Origin of the sequence: Nonomuraea pusilla (assembly GCF_900109355.1) — a bacterium.
Lineage (GTDB): Bacteria > Actinomycetota > Actinomycetes > Streptosporangiales > Streptosporangiaceae > Nonomuraea > Nonomuraea pusilla.
The window spans coordinates 425,613-442,326 of sequence record NZ_FOBF01000001.1 but is presented as its reverse complement, the minus strand read 5'-3'; the positions used below and the strand labels follow the sequence as shown (position 1 = coordinate 442,326).

The 16,714-nt window shown below is 74.3% G+C and carries 16 protein-coding genes; 10 read left to right on the top strand and 6 right to left on the bottom strand.

Annotated elements, in window-relative coordinates:
- The first annotated feature begins 11 nt into the window (after nt 1-11).
- The 3 genes from BMX74_RS01940 (at nt 12) to BMX74_RS01930 (ending at nt 2,896) form a co-directional block, all read left to right on the top strand.
- Entirely contained in the window at nt 12-725 is a 714-nt protein-coding gene (locus tag BMX74_RS01940) for a class I SAM-dependent methyltransferase (protein ID WP_055508138.1), read from the top strand.
- Between the two features lie 69 nt (nt 726-794).
- Nucleotides 795-2,009, top strand: a complete 1,215-nt coding sequence (gene cysC / locus BMX74_RS01935) for an adenylyl-sulfate kinase (protein WP_055508136.1) — start codon at nt 795-797, stop codon at nt 2,007-2,009.
- A complete protein-coding gene (locus tag BMX74_RS01930; RefSeq protein ID WP_091097805.1) occupies nt 2,006-2,896 on the top strand; it encodes a sulfite exporter TauE/SafE family protein in 891 nt (296 codons plus the stop codon). Before cysC ends, BMX74_RS01930 begins: the two co-directional genes overlap by 4 nt.
- Here BMX74_RS01930 and BMX74_RS01925 read toward each other — a convergent pair.
- On the bottom strand, nt 2,841-4,088 hold the full coding sequence (locus BMX74_RS01925; protein ID WP_256256732.1) for a glycoside hydrolase family 26 protein: 1,248 nt from the start codon (nt 4,086-4,088) through the stop codon (nt 2,841-2,843). The two genes, BMX74_RS01930 and BMX74_RS01925, sit on opposite strands and share 56 nt — an antisense overlap.
- A 294-nt stretch (nt 4,089-4,382) precedes the next feature.
- On the opposite strand from BMX74_RS01925, the gene BMX74_RS01920 reads away from it, so the two are divergent.
- From BMX74_RS01920 to BMX74_RS01895, 6 genes are all read left to right on the top strand, one after another.
- The gene (locus BMX74_RS01920; protein ID WP_055508129.1) at nt 4,383-5,696 is read left to right on the top strand and encodes a Wzz/FepE/Etk N-terminal domain-containing protein; all 1,314 of its coding nucleotides are present in this window, start codon (nt 4,383-4,385) and stop codon (nt 5,694-5,696) included.
- Nucleotides 5,693-6,973: a hypothetical protein gene (locus tag BMX74_RS01915; RefSeq protein WP_091097803.1), complete on the top strand. Its 1,281-nt coding sequence runs from the start codon at nt 5,693-5,695 to the stop codon at nt 6,971-6,973. The genes BMX74_RS01920 and BMX74_RS01915 overlap by 4 nt, the downstream gene beginning before the upstream one ends.
- A complete protein-coding gene (locus BMX74_RS01910) occupies nt 6,970-7,869 on the top strand; it encodes a hypothetical protein (protein WP_091097801.1) in 900 nt (299 codons plus the stop codon). The genes BMX74_RS01915 and BMX74_RS01910 overlap by 4 nt, the downstream gene beginning before the upstream one ends.
- The gene (locus BMX74_RS01905; protein ID WP_055508123.1) at nt 7,866-8,720 is read left to right on the top strand and encodes a sulfotransferase family protein; all 855 of its coding nucleotides are present in this window, start codon (nt 7,866-7,868) and stop codon (nt 8,718-8,720) included. The genes BMX74_RS01910 and BMX74_RS01905 overlap by 4 nt, the downstream gene beginning before the upstream one ends.
- Complete coding sequence (locus BMX74_RS01900; RefSeq protein ID WP_256256731.1) at nt 8,708-9,967, top strand: lipopolysaccharide biosynthesis protein; 1,260 nt, start codon at nt 8,708-8,710, stop codon at nt 9,965-9,967. Before BMX74_RS01905 ends, BMX74_RS01900 begins: the two co-directional genes overlap by 13 nt.
- A 135-nt stretch (nt 9,968-10,102) precedes the next feature.
- A complete protein-coding gene (locus BMX74_RS01895) occupies nt 10,103-11,086 on the top strand; it encodes a sulfotransferase (RefSeq protein ID WP_091097796.1) in 984 nt (327 codons plus the stop codon).
- A gap of 37 nt (nt 11,087-11,123) precedes the next feature.
- On the opposite strand, the gene BMX74_RS01890 is transcribed toward BMX74_RS01895, so the two are convergent.
- The 5 genes from BMX74_RS01890 to BMX74_RS01870 all read right to left on the bottom strand — a co-directional run bounded on the left by BMX74_RS01890 (nt 11,124) and on the right by BMX74_RS01870 (nt 15,096).
- Nucleotides 11,124-11,645, bottom strand: coding sequence for a GyrI-like domain-containing protein (locus BMX74_RS01890; RefSeq protein WP_055508119.1), 522 nt, complete (start codon nt 11,643-11,645; stop codon nt 11,124-11,126).
- 108 nt (nt 11,646-11,753) lie between these two features.
- Nucleotides 11,754-11,936: a MerR family transcriptional regulator gene (locus BMX74_RS01885; protein WP_055508116.1), complete on the bottom strand. Its 183-nt coding sequence runs from the start codon at nt 11,934-11,936 to the stop codon at nt 11,754-11,756.
- Between the two features lie 258 nt (nt 11,937-12,194).
- A complete protein-coding gene (locus BMX74_RS01880; protein ID WP_236715079.1) occupies nt 12,195-13,028 on the bottom strand; it encodes a WecB/TagA/CpsF family glycosyltransferase in 834 nt (277 codons plus the stop codon).
- 275 nt (nt 13,029-13,303) lie between these two features.
- On the bottom strand, nt 13,304-14,209 hold the full coding sequence (locus BMX74_RS01875) for a glycosyltransferase family 2 protein (protein ID WP_055508114.1): 906 nt from the start codon (nt 14,207-14,209) through the stop codon (nt 13,304-13,306).
- Complete coding sequence (locus BMX74_RS01870) at nt 14,206-15,096, bottom strand: sulfotransferase family protein (RefSeq protein ID WP_256256730.1); 891 nt, start codon at nt 15,094-15,096, stop codon at nt 14,206-14,208. The genes BMX74_RS01875 and BMX74_RS01870 overlap by 4 nt, the downstream gene beginning before the upstream one ends.
- 1,192 nt (nt 15,097-16,288) lie before the next feature.
- Here BMX74_RS01870 and BMX74_RS01865 point away from each other — a divergent pair.
- Nucleotides 16,289-16,714, top strand: a 426-nt coding sequence (locus tag BMX74_RS01865) for a histidine kinase (RefSeq protein ID WP_420538109.1), incomplete at its 3' end; no start/stop codon positions are given.

Sequence of the window (16,714 nt, the reverse complement as noted above, 5' to 3'; positions counted from 1 at the left end):
CTGTAGGTGACATGTCTGAGGTGAGATCGGTCGCCGAGAGAGGCGACCTCTTCGGTCAGCGGGTCCGCGAGCACTGGGCGGGGCAGTTCGGCAGGCGGCTGGACGTCCTGGTCGCCGGGTGCGCGCACGGCGAGCCGCTCGGCCTGGAGCGGGTCGAGACGCGCGCCACCGGGGCCGACGAGGACCTCCCGGCCATCAGGATGGCGCTGGCCGAGCGGTCCGACCTGGTCAGCTGGGCCCTGGGCGACCTGCGCTGCGTGCCGATGCCGCCGAGGTCGTACGACGTGATCCAGCTGTCGTTCCTGCTGGAGCGCATCCGCCACGCGGAGCTGGTGTTCGACCGCATGCTGCGCGCCCTGCGGCCGGGCGGCCTGGTGCTGCTGCGCATGCGCGACCGCGAGTCGGCGTACGGCGTGGTCGACAGGTTCGCGCCGTCCTGGCTGCGCCGCCTGCTGTGGCGGCCTGCGGCGGGGCCCGGCGCGCCGCTGCCCGCCGTGTACGAGCCGCTGACGTCCGCCGACGGCATGCACGCGTTCTGCCTGAGCAGGGGCCTGCTGATCCTCGACGAGGAGCGGGCGGGCGGCGGCGCGGCGGCGGCGACGAGGCTCGGGGCCGCGGCCGTCGCGGCGGTGGAGCGGCTGACCAACGGCCGCCACCCCGCCGGCGGCGACGAGATCGCCATGGTCATCAAGAAGCCGCAGCACCACTTCGCGCGGCTCATCTAGCGAGGGCTCCGCATCCTCGGTAATGTGGTTTCCGACCATATCAATCGGAATAGTTGGGATGAAGGAACCGTGGAGTGGACCCCCGACGCGCGGGAGCTGGCCGACCTTGAGCTGCTGCTGTCCGGGGCGTTCAGCCCGCTGACCGGCTTCCTCGGCCACGACGACCTGCACGCGGTGCACGAGCGCGGCATGCTCGCCGACGGCGCCCCGTGGCCCGCCCCGGTCACGCTCCACCTGCCCGAGCCCGTCTCCCCCGGCGACGAGGTCACGCTCCTCGACCCGGAGGGCACCCCGCTCGCCGTGCTCACCGTGGCCGCGCAGGAGCCCGACGGCCTCACCTCCGGCCCCGTCAGGGGCCTCGGCGCGCCCGAGCACGGGCCGTTCGCCCGGCTGCGCCGCACCCCGGCGGAGGTGGCCGAGGAGCTCGGCGGCCGCCCGGCGCTCGCCGTCACCATGCGCGGGCCGCTCGACGACCTGTCCGAGGTCGCCGCGATCGCCAAGGAGCTCGACGCGGCGATCCTGCTGCTCCCCCTCGCGTACGGCGAGGAGGGCCCCGCCGTCGTGCGCGCCGCGCTGCGCGCCAAGGAGCAGCTCCCCGCCGGCACCCTCGTCGTCTCCGTGCCGCTCGCCCCGCGCGAGGAGCCCGAGATCGACCTCGAGCTGCGCGAGCACGTCGCCGCCAACTACGGCGCCGCCGAGCACCTCGCGGGGCCCGAGCCGGTACGCATCCCGGGGCCGCCGCACCGGCGCGGCCTGGTCGTGTTCTTCACCGGGCTGTCCGGGTCGGGCAAGTCCACGATCGCCCGCGGCCTGCGCGACGCCCTGCTCGAACTCGGCACCCGCACCGTCACCTACCTCGACGGCGACGTGGTGCGCCGGCTGCTGTCCCAGGGCCTGACGTTCTCCAGGGCCGACCGCGACCTCAACATCCGCCGCATCGGCTTCGTCGCGGCCGAGGTCGCGCGCCACGGCGGCCTGGCCGTCTGCGCCCCCATCGCCCCTTACGCCAGCACCCGGCAGGAGGTGCGCGAGATGGCCGAGTCGGTCGGCGCCGACTTCCTGCTCGTGCACGTCGCCACCCCGCTGGAGGAGTGCGAGCGGCGCGACCGCAAGGGCCTGTACGCCAAGGCCCGCGCGGGCCTCATCCCCGAGTTCACCGGCGTCTCCGACCCGTACGAGGAGCCGGACGACGCCGACCTCGTGATCGACACCACGCACATCTCGATCGAGGCGGCGGTCGCCCAGGTGCTGGGCGCGCTGCGGAGCGGAGGCTGGGTACGTTGATCGATTACGCGCTGGTAGCGGGGTCGTTCCTCGTCGCGATCGTGGTCGGGCTCACCGGCATGGGCGGCGGGGCGCTGATGACCCCGATGATGATGCTGTTCTTCAACGTCCCGCCGCTCGCGGCCGTCTCCAGCGACCTGGTGGCCTCGGCCGTGATGAAACCCGTCGGCGGGGCCGTCCACCTGCGCCAGGGCACCGTCAACCTGCGGCTGGTGGGCTGGCTGTGCGCGGGGTCGGTGCCCGCCGCGTTCTGCGGCGTGTTCGTGGCCCGCGCGTTCGCCGTCACCGACGGCGTGAAGTACGCGCTCGGCGTGGCGCTGCTGCTCGCGGTGGCGGGCATGGCGGCCAGGAGCCTGCTCGGGAGCCGGGCCGGAGAGGGCGGCGCGCCGGGCGCGCAGGAGATCGTCGTACGCCCCATCCCGACCCTACTGGTCGGTACGGTAGGAGGACTGGTGGTGGGCGTCTCCTCCGTCGGCTCCGGCTCCCTGATCATCGTGGCCCTGCTCGCGCTCTACCCCGCGCTGAAGGCCAACCAGCTCGTCGGCACCGACCTCGTGCAGGCCGTGCCCCTGGTCGCCGCGGCGGCGCTCGGCCACCTGATGTTCGGCGACTTCCGCATGGAGCTCACGCTGTCGCTGCTCATCGGCTCGATCCCCGGCGTCTACCTCGGCGCCAGGATCTCCTCCAGGGCGCCGGGCGGACTGATCCGCGCCCTGCTCGCCATCGTGCTGCTCGCCTCCGCGCTCAAGCTGCTCGGCGTGGACGACCAGGTCACCCTGGTCGCCGTCGGCGCCGCCGCGCTCGCCGCCGCCGCCGGACGGCAGTGGCGGGTCAGGGGCGCGGCACGCGCGTCGCGCGAAAGTACGGATCTCGCGCGAGCTCGCTGAACGCCCGGTCGGCCGCCGGATCGGAGTCGAAGCTCGTGTCGCCCCTCGGCGCGTCGGGCGAGTCGAAGTACAGCAGGGCCTTGATCTGCGGGTAACGCCTGATCTGGCGGCGCACGGACTCGAAGAAGGCGCGCTTGAACGACCGGTCGTGCGAGCGCTCGAAGACGCCCCACTCGGCCACCATCACCGGCTTGCCGGGAAAGCGCCACTGCATCCACCGGTAGAAGCCCGGCCACTGCGCGAACTCCCTGCGGGTCTTGTTCACCAGCCCGTCGAAGTCGCGCACCCGGCCGTCGGCGTACGGGTCCATCGCCACCCAGTCGACGACGTCGTCGCCCGGGTAGACGTCCTCGAACCAGGGCATGGCCGCCCAGTTCGGCGCCCCCATGTACGTCATGACCGTCACCGCGTTCCTGACGCCCTGGTCGCGCAGCCTGAGCACGACGTGGCGGAACATGGCGGCGTAGTCGGCGGCCTGCATGCCCGAGCCCGCCGCCTCGCGCACGTCGTTCTCCGGCTCGTGGTGGATGGTCAGGAAGAACCGCTCGGGGAACGTGCTCCTGAGGTGGGCGGCCAGCCGGTCGATCCTCCTGTCGATCGCGCCCCGCGCGATCTGGGCCCAGGTGTGGTCGAGCGACGGCTTCCAGTTGACCATGAGCAGCCTCGGTCCCGCGGGGTCGCGGGCGAGCCGGATCTCCTGCGGCGTCGGGAACAGCTCCCCGCCCCGGTGGTAGACGTGCAGCACGTCGGCCCTCGCCCCCATGCGCTCCTCGGCGCCGCGCAGCGCCCGCTCCACGGGCTCGCCCGTGAACACCTCGGGCGCCATGCCCCACCAGGCGCCGCAGGAGGGGATCAGCTTGCTGGTGGCGGTGCAGGTCGGCGCCGTCGTCGCGCCGTCGCGGCCGTCGCCGTACGCGTCCGGGGAGCCGTCGTCCGCGCCCCCGGTGGCCCCCGCGACGGCCGGCCCCGCCCCGTACGGCCCCGCTCCGGAACCGCCGGAGCCGGAGCAGCCGGTCGCGAGCGCCACCAGCGCGGCGAGGGCGGCCGCGCCCGCCGTCCGTGAGGCCAGGGCAGCCGCGCCCGCCGTCCGTGAGGCGAGGGCGGCGGCGCCCGCCGTCCGTGAGGCGCCGGTGGCGAGGGCGACGGCGAGTGCCGCTCTTGGCGCGTCGTGCGAAATTCCCCGTGACTCCACGGCTTTCCAACCCCCTTGTTGAACAACCCCCGCCCTATCAAACCTGAACCTTGCCATGTCATTCCTCGAACTTCAGCCAGAGCGTCCGTCCACGCAGGTGAGATGGGTTCCCGCCACCCCCGACTTTTCCCGAAATTTCGGTTTTAAAGGGGACGAAAAGCGGGGCAGTCCGCAGAAAATCTTGCATATTCACCGCCCCCCATGACCCCCCGCCCTATAGTGGGCCCACATCCCGCCGGTGACCCTGCGTCGCCGATCGGCGACAGCGCGCACACCCTCCAGGAGACCGTCCGCATGAGCCAGCCGCCGGACACCCCGGGCCGCCGCCCCGGCGCCGACCTGGGAGAGCACCTCTCGCTGCTGCGCCGACGCCGGCTGCTCCTCGTGGGCGGCCTCGTCCTCGGCGGCACCGCCGGCCTCGCGCTGATGCGCCTCACACCGCCCGCGTACACCGCCACCACCCAGGTGCTGGTCGCCCCCGTCGGTGTCCAGGAGCAGTCCAACCAGGTCACCAGCCGCCAGCGCGAGGCACTCAACCTCGACACGGAGGCGCAGGTCGCGCAGTCGGCCGTGGTGGCGGCGCGCGCCGCCCGCGCGCTCCACGTCGCCGCGCCCGAGCCCGTCGAGGTCTCCGTGCCCCCCAACTCCGCGGTGCTGTGGATCTCCGTGACGGCCCCCGACCCGTTCGCGGCCGCCGAGCAGTCCAAGGCGTACGCGCGGGCGTACCTCGACAACAGGCGCGAGAGCGCCCAGGCCGCGCTCACCGCCCAGCAGCAGGCCGTGCAGGCCAAGCTCAAGCAGGTCAACACCGCGCTGAGCCAGGTGGTCGGGCAGCTCGGCACGCTCACCAAGGGCACCGCGGAGCACACCCTCGCCCTGCACAACCAGAGCCTGCTCAACCGCCAGGCCTACACCCTCACCCTGAAGTACGACGCGCTCAGGACGGTCACGCTGACACCGGGCTCCGTCATCGGCGAGGCCATCCCGCCCACCCGGCCCAGCTCCCCCAGCCTGCCGCTCCACCTCGGCAGCGGCCTCATGCTCGGCCTGCTGGCCGGCGCCGGCGCCGCGTACGCCCGCGACAGGCTCGACACCCGGCTGCGCACCGCCGCCGACGTCGAACGGCTCACCGGCCTGCCGGTGCTCGCCGACCTGACAGGGCCGCGCGAGCAGGGCCTGCTGCACGACCTCGCCAGCGCCGTCGTCGCGGCCTGCCCCGGCACGCGCCTGCTGGTCAGGGCACTGCCCTCCGACCTGTACGCCTCGTCGGTGGCCGAGCCGCTCGCCGTGAGCGCCCCGCTGACCGTGCTCGACGGCTCCGACGTCCGCGACCTGGCCCGCGCCCACGCCGCCCTGCTGCTGGTCGGCCTGGGCCGCGTCCGCGCGCCCGAGGTGGCGGGCGCCGTACGGCTGCTGGCCCGGCACGGCGTGCCCGTCATCGGCGCGGTGACCGCCGACGACGCCCTGCCGTCGTTCGTCCCCGCGCCAGACCCGCGCGCCCACCACCCGCTCGGCAAGCTCGTCGCCACCGGCCCCGACCCCGACCCGCGGGCGCAGACCCCGCCGATGCAGGTCTTCCACCCGCGGCGGGCAGGCGACCCGGGGTGACCGCGGGCCCCGCGTGGCCGATCGCGGCGCTGCTCGTCGGCTACCCCGTCTGGTGGGCGCTGGGGTTCGGCGGACTGTCCGTGATCGTCCTGGCCGTGCCCATGGCGTTGATCCTTTGGCGGCGGCGCCCGATCCGGGTGCCCCACGGGTTCGGCCTCTGGATGCTGCTGCTCGCCGGCTACGCGCTCAGCGGGCTCATGCTGGACGAGCTGCCGCCCGGCACCTACGGCGACCTCGGCCCCGGGCGGCTGATCGGCTACGTCATGCGCCTCGCGCTCTACCTCGCGCTGCTCGTCATGGTGCTCTACCTCGGCAACCTGTCGGAGCGCGAGCTCCCGCAGCTGCGCCTGGTGCGGATGCTGGGCGTGCTGTTCGTCACCACCGTCGCGGGCGGGCTGCTCGGCGTGTTCCTGCCGTCGTTCGCGTTCACCTCGCCGGTCGAGATGGTGCTGCCCGGCTGGGTGAGCGAGAACGCGTTCGTCCAGAACCTCATCCACCCGACGGCGGCGCAGACGCAGAAGGTGCTGGGCTACGCCTCGCCCCGCCCCGAGGCGCCGTTCGAGTGGGCGAACGCGTGGGGCAGCAACGTGTCGGTGCTGCTGGTCTGGTTCGTGGTCGGCTGGTGGGTCTACGGCGGGCGGCGCCGCAAGGCCGTCTCCGCCGTCGTCGTGGCGCTCGCCGCCATCCCCGTCGTGTACTCACTCAACCGCGGCCTGTGGATCGGGCTCGGCCTGGCCGTCGTCTACCTGGTCGCCCGCGTGGGCGGGCGCACCAGGCTCGCGCTGTGCGCGGCCACGGCCGCCGCCGCCGTCGCGTTCGCGCTCAGCCCGCTCGCCTCCCTGGTCGCGCAGCGGCTCGACCGGCCCCACTCCAACGACATCAGGGCGTTCACCGTGTCGGCCACCGTACGCGCCGCCGCCCACTCGCCGTTCATCGGCTACGGCAACACCCGCAACGCCACCGGCAACCACCGCACCATCACCACGGGCAAGACCGAGTGGTGCGGCGGCTGCGGGCACCCGCCGCTCGGCAGCGACGGCCAGCTCTGGCTGCTCCTGATCACCCAGGGGTTCACCGGCGCCGCCCTGTACGTGGCGTTCTTCCTCGGCGCCATCCGCAGGCACTGGCGCGACCGCAGCCCGATCGGCCTGGCCGGGGTGCTCGTGATGGGCCTGGTCCTGCTCTACATGTTTGTCTACGACGGCCTGGTCACGCCCCTGATCCTCTACCTCGTCTCGTTCGCCCTCCTGTGGAGGAACACCCGGAGCACCGCATGAACGACGCCGCCGTCAGGCTCGGCTACCTCGCCAGGACCACCGCCCTGCTCTACCCGGGGCCGGGCACGCCCAGGCCGCACACCGTGCTCCCGCACCGCGCCCTGCCGCGCCGCCTGGCGCCGCGCCGCTGGTGGCACGTCGGCGCGCGGGTCCACCTGCCCGTCGAAGGGTCGATCGTGGCCCATCTGGCCGAGGTGTTCGGACGGCCGGTCGAAGGCGTGCTGCACGTACGTCCCGCGCGGCGGGCCAACCGCAAACCCATCCTGGAGGTCCACGCGGGCGGGCGGCTGCTCGCGTTCGTGAAGATCGGCGACAGCCCGCGCACCAGGGGCCTGGTCGCCGCCGAGGCCGCCGCGCTGGGCAGGCTGGCCGGCCTGGGGCTGCGCACCGTCGTCGTCCCCGAGGTGCTGCACCACGGCACCTGGCAGGGGCTCGCGGTGCTCGCGCTGTCGCCGCTGCCGGTACGGCGCGGCCGGGTGCCCCGCCCCCTGCTCGTCACCGCGGTCAAGGAGATCGCCGGCACCGGCGGTGCGGCGGGCCCCGCCTGGCACGGCGACCTGTCGCCGTGGAACCTGGCGCCGTCCCGCGACGGCCGCCTGCTCGTCTGGGACTGGGAACGGTACGAGACCGGCGTGCCCTACGGGTTCGACGCGCTGCACCACTTCTTCCAGCGGGCCCTGCGCCGCATGGCCCCTCCCGTGGCCGCCCGCGCCTGCCTCGCCAGGTCGGTACGCGAGCTCGCGCCCTACGGCCTGTCGGCCGCCGAGGCCAGGCGCACCGCGCTGCGCTACCTCATCGCCCTGGCGCACCGGCACGCCGCCGACGGCCACACGCCGCTCGGCCCGCCCCAGTCCTGGCTCAACCCGGTCGTGGACCACGAGGAGCTGCTCACATGAGAGGGCTGAAACAGTCCGCGCTGTCGGTCTCCCGCACCACGGGACGCCTCACCTCCAGCGCGCGCACCCTGCCCGCGTTCCTCATCGCCGGGGCGCAGCGGTGCGGCACCACGTCGATGTACCGCGCGCTCTCCCAGCACCCGTTACTGCTCAAACCGGTACTGCACAAGGGCGTCCACTACTTCGACGTCGCCTACGCGCGCGGCCTGGCCTGGTACCGCGCGCACTTCCCGCTGCGCATCGGCACTGCGCTGCTCGCCCACCGGTACGGCACCCGCCCCCTCGCGTTCGAGTCGTCCCCCTACTACCTGTTCCACCCGCTCGCCGGGCAGCGCATCGCCGCCGACCTGCCGGGGGTGAAGCTCGTCGTCCTCGTCCGCGACCCCGTGGCGCGGGCCCGCTCCGCGCACGCCCACGAGCTGGCGCGCGGGTACGAGACCGAGCCTGACTTCGAGCGGGCGCTCGAACTGGAGTCGCACCGGCTGGCCGGGGCCGAGGAGAGCCTGCGGGCCGCGCCGTACTCGGTGCACCACTCGCACCGCCACCACGCCTACCTGGCCAGGGGCCGCTACGCCGACCAGCTCGACCGGCTGGAGCCCCTGCTGGGCCGCGACCGCATCCTCGTCGTCGACAGCCACCTGTTCTTCCGCGAACCCGAGGCGGTCTACGACCGGGTGCTGGAGTTCCTCGGCGTGCCGCACCTCGGCTACCCGGCCTTCGAACGGCACAACGGCAGGCCCCTGACCGGTTCCGCCCCGGCCGTGCTCACCCACCGGCTGCGCGACCACTTCGAGCCGTACGACGCCAGGCTGGCCCGCTGGCTCGACGGCGTCCCGTCGTGGCGGCGCTGACCCCGGCCGCCGGGCTCGGGCGGGGCGGCCTCGCCGGCGTCGCCGGGGCCGCGGCCGGCGCGCTCGCCCAGTTCCTGCTGGTGGCCGTCGTGACGAGGGCGTTCAGCGCCGAGCACGCGGGCGCGTTCTTCGGCGCGACCGCGCTCGCGCTCATGGTCGCCGGCGTCGCCAAGCTCGACGCGGGCAACGGCCTCGTGTACGCCATCGCCCGCGCGCAGCCGTCCGGGTACCAGGGCACGTCCGGGTACGTCAGGGCGGCGCTGGCGCCCTGCGCGCTCGTCGCCGTCGCCGCCGCCTGGGCGCTGCACCCCTGGCTCGGACCGCTGGCCCCCGCCGTGCCGGTCATCGCCCTCGGCGACGTGCTGCTGGCCGCCACCCGCGGGTTCGGCGCGCTGCGGCCCACCGTCGTGCTCGACGGCCTCCTCGTGCCCGCGTTCCAGCTCGGCCTGGTCTGCGTCGCCGCGTCCGTCGGGACGCCCGCCTGGCTCGCTCCCGCCTGGGCGCTGCCGTACCTGCCGCTGCTCGTGCTGGCCGCCGCCGACCTGCGCCGGCGCGTGCCCCCCGGGCCCTGCCTGCCCGGCGCGTGGGGCGCGCTGTGGCGCTACACCGCGCCGCGCTCCGCCGCCGGCGCCGTGCAGGCGGTGTTCCAGCGGCTCGACATCGTCGTGGTCGGCGCGCTCGGCGGGCCCGCGCAGGCCGCCGCGTACACCGCCGCCACCCGGTTCAAGGTGGTCGGGCAGCTCGCCAACCAGGGCCTCGCGCAGGCCCTTCAGGCCCGCCTGGTGCGGGCGCTCGCCGCCGGCGAACTCGCCCTCGCCCGCGAGCTGTACCAGACCGCCACCCTGTGGCTGGTGCTGCTCACCTGGCCCGTCTGGCTCGGCTACGCCGCGCTCGCCCCCTGGCTGCTGCGCCTGTTCGGGCCCGCGTACGGCGGCGCGACACCCATCGCGCTCGTCCTGTCCGCGACCATGATGCTCGCCACCGCCTGCGGCATGGTGGACGTCGTCCTCACCGCCGCCGGGCACACCACGGCCAGCCTGCTCAACCTCCTGGCCGCCGTCACCTGCACGCTCGCCCTCGACCTCGTCCTGATCCCCGGGCACGGCGCGCTCGGCGCGGCGCTCGGCTGGTCGGCCGGGGTCGTCGTGAAGAACCTGCTGCCGCTGTGGCAACTCCACCGCCGCTACGGCCTGCGCCCCTTCGGCCGCCACACCCTGACCGCCCTCGCCCGCCCGACCACCGCATGATCCTGAAGGCACCCCCGTGAACCGTTCCGCGCCCTCCCGCTCCCGAGCCGCAGTACCCAGAAGGGTGAGTCCGCCCACCGCCTTCCACCCGCGGCCCGCCGCCCGCGAAGACACCCGTCCGCGCAGGCGGGCGGCATGAAGGGGGCGCCCGCCGGTCCGGTGCTGGTGACCGGCCTGCCGAGGAGCGGCACGAGCTGGACCGGCCGCATGCTCGCCGCCGGGGGCGGCCTCGTCTACGTCAACGAGCCGCTCAACCCCCAGCACCCGCCCGGCCGCTGCCCCGGCGTCCTCGCCGCCCAGGTCACGCACCGCTTCCAGTACATCTGCGACGACAACGCCGACCAGTGGCTGCCCGCCTTCCGCGACACCGTCGCGCTGCGCTACCGCTGGGGCGCCGAACTGCGCGCCAACCACTCCCCGTACGACCTGGCCCGGCTCGTCCGCTACGGCACCGCCTTCGCGCTCGGACGGCTGCGCGGCCGCCGCGCCCTGCTCGACGACCCGTTCGCGGTGCTGTCAGCCGGATGGTTCGCCTCCCGTCTCGGCTGCACCGTCATCGCCCTGGTGCGCGACCCCGTCGCGTTCGCCGCAAGCTGGCGCCGCCTCGGCTGGACCGTCCGCCTGCGCGACCTGCTCGACCAGCCGCTCCTCGTCCGCGACCACCCCGACCTGCTGCGCCTGCGCCCCCTGCTGCGCTCCGCCGACGACCTCGCCAAGACCGCCGCCCTGTGGCGCGCCGCCCGCACCGTCCTCGACCGCACGCCCGGCATCCTCGTCACCTCGTACGACGAGCTGGCCGCCGACCCGCTACCGGGCTTCCGCCGCCTGTACGCCCACGCCGGCCTCCCATGGACGGCGGCAGCCGAACGCCGCATCACCCGGGCCTGCACCGCGACGGGCGGCGGGCACCGCGCCTTCGCCTGGTCCGGCCTGTCGAGAACCGCCTTCCGCCCGATGAACTCCCGCCAGGCCCTCGCCCGAGCCACCCAGGGCCTCAGCGAGGACGAAGCCACCCGCATCCGCACCCTCACCCAGCTCTCCGAGGCGGGTCCGCCACCCGACCGCGGAAACAGCGATCACCACTCACGACGGACGGGACACCGACCAGCCGGGCGGTGACCGCCTCCCGCGCAGGTCCTCCAGGCCGGTGCGGCTGTCACCCGGCGGCGCGCGCCACCGGCTGCCTGAGCATCGTCCTCGGCTCGGGATCGGCGAAATCGGTCAGGTAGATCTCGTGGTGCAGCCCGTTGCGCACCAGGCCGTGCTCCGCCATGAACGCCTCCATCACGTCGAGCGACCTCTTCTCCTCGCTGTACGGCCCCTCGTGGAGCAGCTCCACGCACTCGCCCTCGGTGAAGGTGACCACCTGGACGCGGTCGACGGCCGCGCCGGACCCGCGTGCCTGCTCGCACGCCGCCTCGACCACCCCCGGCCCGGGGACGTCAGGCAGCGGCAGCAGCAGATGCCACCGCCACTGATCGCGCGGCACGTCCAGCGGCGGCCGTGAGGCGTCCTCCACCCACCAACGGCCCTCCAGCGGACCGGCCGGGCCTCCCATGACGGACGCCACGGCGTACAGGGCGCCGATGGCCGACAGGTGCTCGGCGCCGCCGGGCTCGCCCATGCCGGTGACGTTGAGGCAGGTGACGGGGCCACAGTGGACCAGTCGCGGTGTCATGGCTCCTCCAAGGGAATCATCAGGTGGGTGATCAACTGATCGGGCGGGGTGGTCGCCGGGTCGGGCACGTACACCTCGCGCATCGGACCGCGGACGGGACAGCCACGCTCAGCGCGGCAGCCCGATCGACAGCGCGTCGCGCGCCTGCTCGTGCCGGTGGTAGCGGTGTCCGGTGTGCTCGTCCACGTACGCGGGCACCAGCAGTCCGAGCTCGGCGTGGTGCCGCGGCTGTTCGACGCTCAGCCGCCCGAGCCCGGCGAACCGCCCGATCGGCGACAGCTCCTCGTCCATGCCCTCAGCATGGGGTCTCCCGATAGGGGAGAGTCCAGCCAGGCGTCCTCGATCGATGGCGGCAGGGTCTTCGATGCCGCTGACCCGCCCGATCAGTCCTTCCCGCCCTGCCGCCTCTCTTCCGTCACGAGGGGATCGGCGCCTCGCCAGAGATCTTCCGCACCCTGCGGAGGGCTCGCTGATCAGCCTGTTCGCCCGGCCTCGGCTCCGCCGCCGCAGAAGCCCCGAAAGCCCCGGCGGCGGGGCGGGCGTTCAGGCTCACGTCCTCAAGGCGTCGGACGGCTCCCCCGCCTGGGGCGCCCCGCGCAGGCGGCGGAGCAGGCAGTCGCCGAGCAGGCGCGCCGCGAACGGCAGGTCGTCGACGAGGTACCGTCTGGCCAGCCGCCCAGGCTCCCCCACCAGCCGGAACGCCCACTCCAGCCCGGCACGCCGCATCCAGCCGGGCGCACGCGGCACCGCGCCGGCCGCGAACGCGATCGCCGCCCCGCACCCCAGGAACCAGGCGCCGGGCAGTTCCTCGCGCAGCTCGGCGATGAGCAGGTCCTGCCGGGGGAACCCCAGCCCGACGAACACGATCCTCGGCCGCGCCGCCACCACCTTCCGCCGCACCCGGTCGCGCCCCTCCCTGGTGGCGTCGAAGCCGTACGGCGGGGCGTCCACCCCGCACACCCGCAGCTGCGGGTGGCAGGCCGTCAGCTCGCCAGCCGCCTTGGCCGCCACCCCGGGAGGACCGCCCAGCACGTACACCGGCCAGCCGCGCGCGGCCGCGAGCTCGCTGAGCGACCAGATCAGGTCCGCGCCGGTCACCCGCCCGGGAAGCGGCGTGCCCAGCAGCCGGGACGCCCACACCAGCGGCATGCCGTCGGCGACGACCAGCTCCGCCGAGCACACCAGGCGGCGCAGCTCCGGCTCGCGGGACGCGAGGCGGCAGATGTCGACGTTCGGGGTGACGATCCGGCCCCCGCGCCCGGCCGCCAGCTCGGCGGCGACGAGCCGCACCACGTCGTCCTCGGTGACGACGTCCACCCACACCCCCGCCACCGCCATCCGCCCCACCGCACAGCCGGCCGCCGCCTCCGCGGGCTCGGGCACGCCCTCCCCGGCTCCGGGGCCATACGGTGCCGCGACCTCGGCGGGCGTGAAGGCGTGGGCGGTCGGGGTCGCGGGCTCTGCGGTCTCGGGGGTCCGGCGCGGCGGCGAGCTCGGCCCTGCCGGCGGCGGGTGGGGTGAGGGGTGCGCGGGCCGGACGGCTGCTGTGGCCGTGGTGTCCTGCCCGCCCCGGGGCCGTTCGGGGGAACGCCGGGAGCGGGGTGGGTCATGGGGGACCGGCATGCGCTGCTCCTGCTCCGTGAGAAGGGTGGAGGTGGTCAGATACCGTGCCCCCGGCTGTGCAGGAGGGAGAGCACGGTGGGGGCGGGGATGAGACCCGCCGCCACCGCGAGGGCGATCGGGGCGCGCGGCTCGCCCAGCCGGGCGGCGAAGGCGCGGGCCGCCCAGCGGGCCGCCGCGCGACGGTGCCCCAGCGCGGCGTGGCTGAACGCCAGCTGACCGTAGATCCGTGCCGCGCCACGCGGATCCACGGCCAGTTCGGGGTGCCGGGCGAGCATCCAGTCGAGCCCGGCGATGCGTTCGGCCCAGCGGGCGGCGTAGTGCGAGGCGCCCCACCGCACCCGGACCAGCGGCCGGTCCACGTGGACGATCGGCTGCCGCTTGGCGGCGCGCAGCGCGAGGTCCCAGTCTTCGTTCTGGCCGCCGGGGGCGCTCTCGTCGGCCTGGAGCTCACCACGTCGGAACAGGAACGTGGACGAGTGCACCATCACCATCCGGGACCGGACGAGGTCGGACACCGTGACCGTGGAGGCGCCGGCGAGCCGCGGCACCCGGTGCCCGCCGTACTCGACCTCGATGGCGCAGCTGGCGAACTCGGCGTCTCCGCGCAGCGCCTCGGTCTGCGCGGCGAGCTTGCCCGCCAGCCACACGTCGTCGTCGTCGCAGAACGCGACGAGGTCGGTGTCGCAGGCGTCGATGCCGGTGTTCCTGGCGCCCGGCAGGCCGGGGGTGCGGCGGTTCGCGAGGATCCGTACGGTGCGCCGGGACGCGCCCGCGACCCCCGCGAGCTGTCCGGCCACGGCCGCGCGGTCGACGCCGTCGGCGACGACGATCAGCGCCAGCGGCCCCGGGTAGTGCTGCGCCAGGACCGCGGCCGCGGCCTCGCGCAGCTGTCGCGGCCGGTCGCCCCGGGTGGGGATCACCACGCCGACGGAGCGGGTCACGCCGCCTCCAGGTAGCCGTACCGGGAGCGGAGCGGCCAGGTGAGCGCGCCGACCAGGCGCCGCTGCCGGGCGGGCAGCGCCGCCTGCCAGGAGTCGTCGCGCCGCAGCTCGACCGGCCCCACGGCGAACCGCATGGGGTTGCCGGACACGGTGTGGGCCGGGCTCAGCCGGACGAGCGCGCCGTCGAGGAACGGCAGCCCGGACGCCGGCAGCCCCAGCTCACCGGCGAGCGCCGTGAGCGTGGCGGCCGGATCGGCGACCAGGTCCTCGTACCGGACCCTGACGACACTCGCGCCGCGTCGGGCGAGCCGGTCGAGCGCGAGATTCTGGGCGCTCCAGTGGAGCGCGGTGCGGGCGGAGCCCCAGCGGGTCATCGGCCGGCCGTCCTCAGGACGCGGCACGCTCCTGCCCCAGGAGTGCGCGACGGCGCGCGGGTCGCGGACGACGTGTGCGACCCGGACGTCCACCCCGGCCGCGACCAGGCAGTAGGCGAGCGAGGCGTGCTTGCTGGAGTCGATCACGACGGGCGTGCCGACGGCGTCGTACACGCGGCGGTAGGCGTCGGCGTACTCGGCGAGGCCGGGATGCGCGATGCGCGGGATGCGGCGCGTGCGGTCGACCCGGTGGCGCAGCGCGAGCACGCGCTCGGCCAGCGGCCGGGACCACCCGCCGAAGGCCCGCTCCCCCACGCACCGCCAGAACGGGCACGACGGGAACGGCACGCCGCAGCCGCACGGCTCGGCGGACAGCACGCCCCTGGACCAGAGATGCACCACCTCGCCGAGGGCCGTCACACCGGGCAGCTCGGCGAGCAGCCGCTCCAGCAGCGTGGTGCCGCTCCGGCCCAGGCCGCCGAGGAAGATCACACGGGTGGGATGCTCGGTCACTTGTGCAGCGCCTTCACGTCGCGCGAACACGGAACGCGACGACCCTAGCGCGCAACGTAATCAGACGGTAACCGAAACCCCAAAGGATCTACCTAACCGAGCCCGGTGCTACCGGGCTTCCTGCGAGGTGGCGGGGATCGGCCGCGGCCCTTCATGGCGCGGATCGGATGCACGTACGACGCACCTCCCGGTGGCTCGGGGTGGACCTGCCCTGCCTGACCGCGCGGGGACGTGACCATCACGAGCGCGCGCCGAACTTCCGTTGATTCAGGATCGCTACGTCGTCAGCACGGCCTTCATCCGGCGTACCTCAACTGCGGGGCCGAAGGCCTGGACATGGGACGGCGGCCCTTGCCCCCATGGAAACCGATCGCCGGCCGGATACTCGGATTCGAGCGGTTACCAGGGCTGGGTGGTGCTGTCGTGAAACTACCTGGAGTTCGACATGGTGCTGAAGGCCGCGCGCTGCAGCTCGGCGAAGGTACTGGGAACGCGCTGCCGTCAGGCGCAGGGCATCCGGCGACGGGGCCTGTGCACCGTCCGGACACGGCGAGGCCCGGGTCAAGGCAGGAGCGTGGCGTCAGGCGCGACGGATTCTGAACTGGTGGAGCGGTCATCCGCAGCCGGCCGACGCGTTCCTGGCCGTGGCAGCGTCCACCTACCTGCTGGTCGAGGTCCCATACTCCGATCGATCGATCGCCGACCCGGCCTGCCTCCCGGTGACGTTCTGGGGCGACCTCGTGGCTTACGCAAGCTTGGCCGTCAGACGCCGGTTCCCCTCTTCCCTCTCTGGCGCTGGTACGGACGCTGTGGATCGTGAGCGGCCGGTGGGACGTCTGGGCGGAGTGGAACGCCTCCTGGGCGGAGTTGAGCACTCCTACCGCGGTGATGTTCATGGTCTGCACGGCCGGCCGATGGACCTCGCGTGGGGCCCGCTGTTCCTGATCGGCACGGCACTGCCTGCCGTGCTGACGTCCCTGCGGGTATGGACCGGCGTCGTTCTCGTGCCGTTCCCTGACGCCCTCTCCTCCCAGCGATCTCTTTATGACGTCCTTCGCGACGTGTGCGGCCGCATGGGGCCTGGGCAGGCTCCGCCGTTCGGAGGCGGAAGCCATGGCGCGCGCCGTCGCCCGAGCCGAGGAGAGCCGTGCCGAGGCCATGCTGGCCGAGGAGCGGATGAGGATCGCGCGAGGTGCACGACATGGTGGCGCACAACGTCAGCGCCATGGTGCTCCAAGCGGACGGGGCCGCCGCGGCACTGACGGACGACGACGAGGCCGAAGCGAACAGAGCGTTCGACGTCATCGCGCGCTCGGGCCGGACCGCGCTGACCGAACTGCGATCACTGCTCGGAGTACTGCGGGAAGCGCCACTGACCCCGCAGCCGGGAATCACCGCGATTCACCATCTGGTCGAGCACTCCGGTCGTGCTCGTACTTCCCGGACCGCCGCCGCCACCAGCGGCAGTGGACGTCGCTCGCCGCTGCCCGGAACGCCGTGTAAGGCCGCTGCCAGGGTCGGAGGTTCATCGCCGCTGCCAGGCTCGGAGGTCCCCCGCCGGCCCCAGGACGGAGGTTCCCCGCCGGCCCCTCAGCCGAAGGTTCCTCACCCGTCCCTC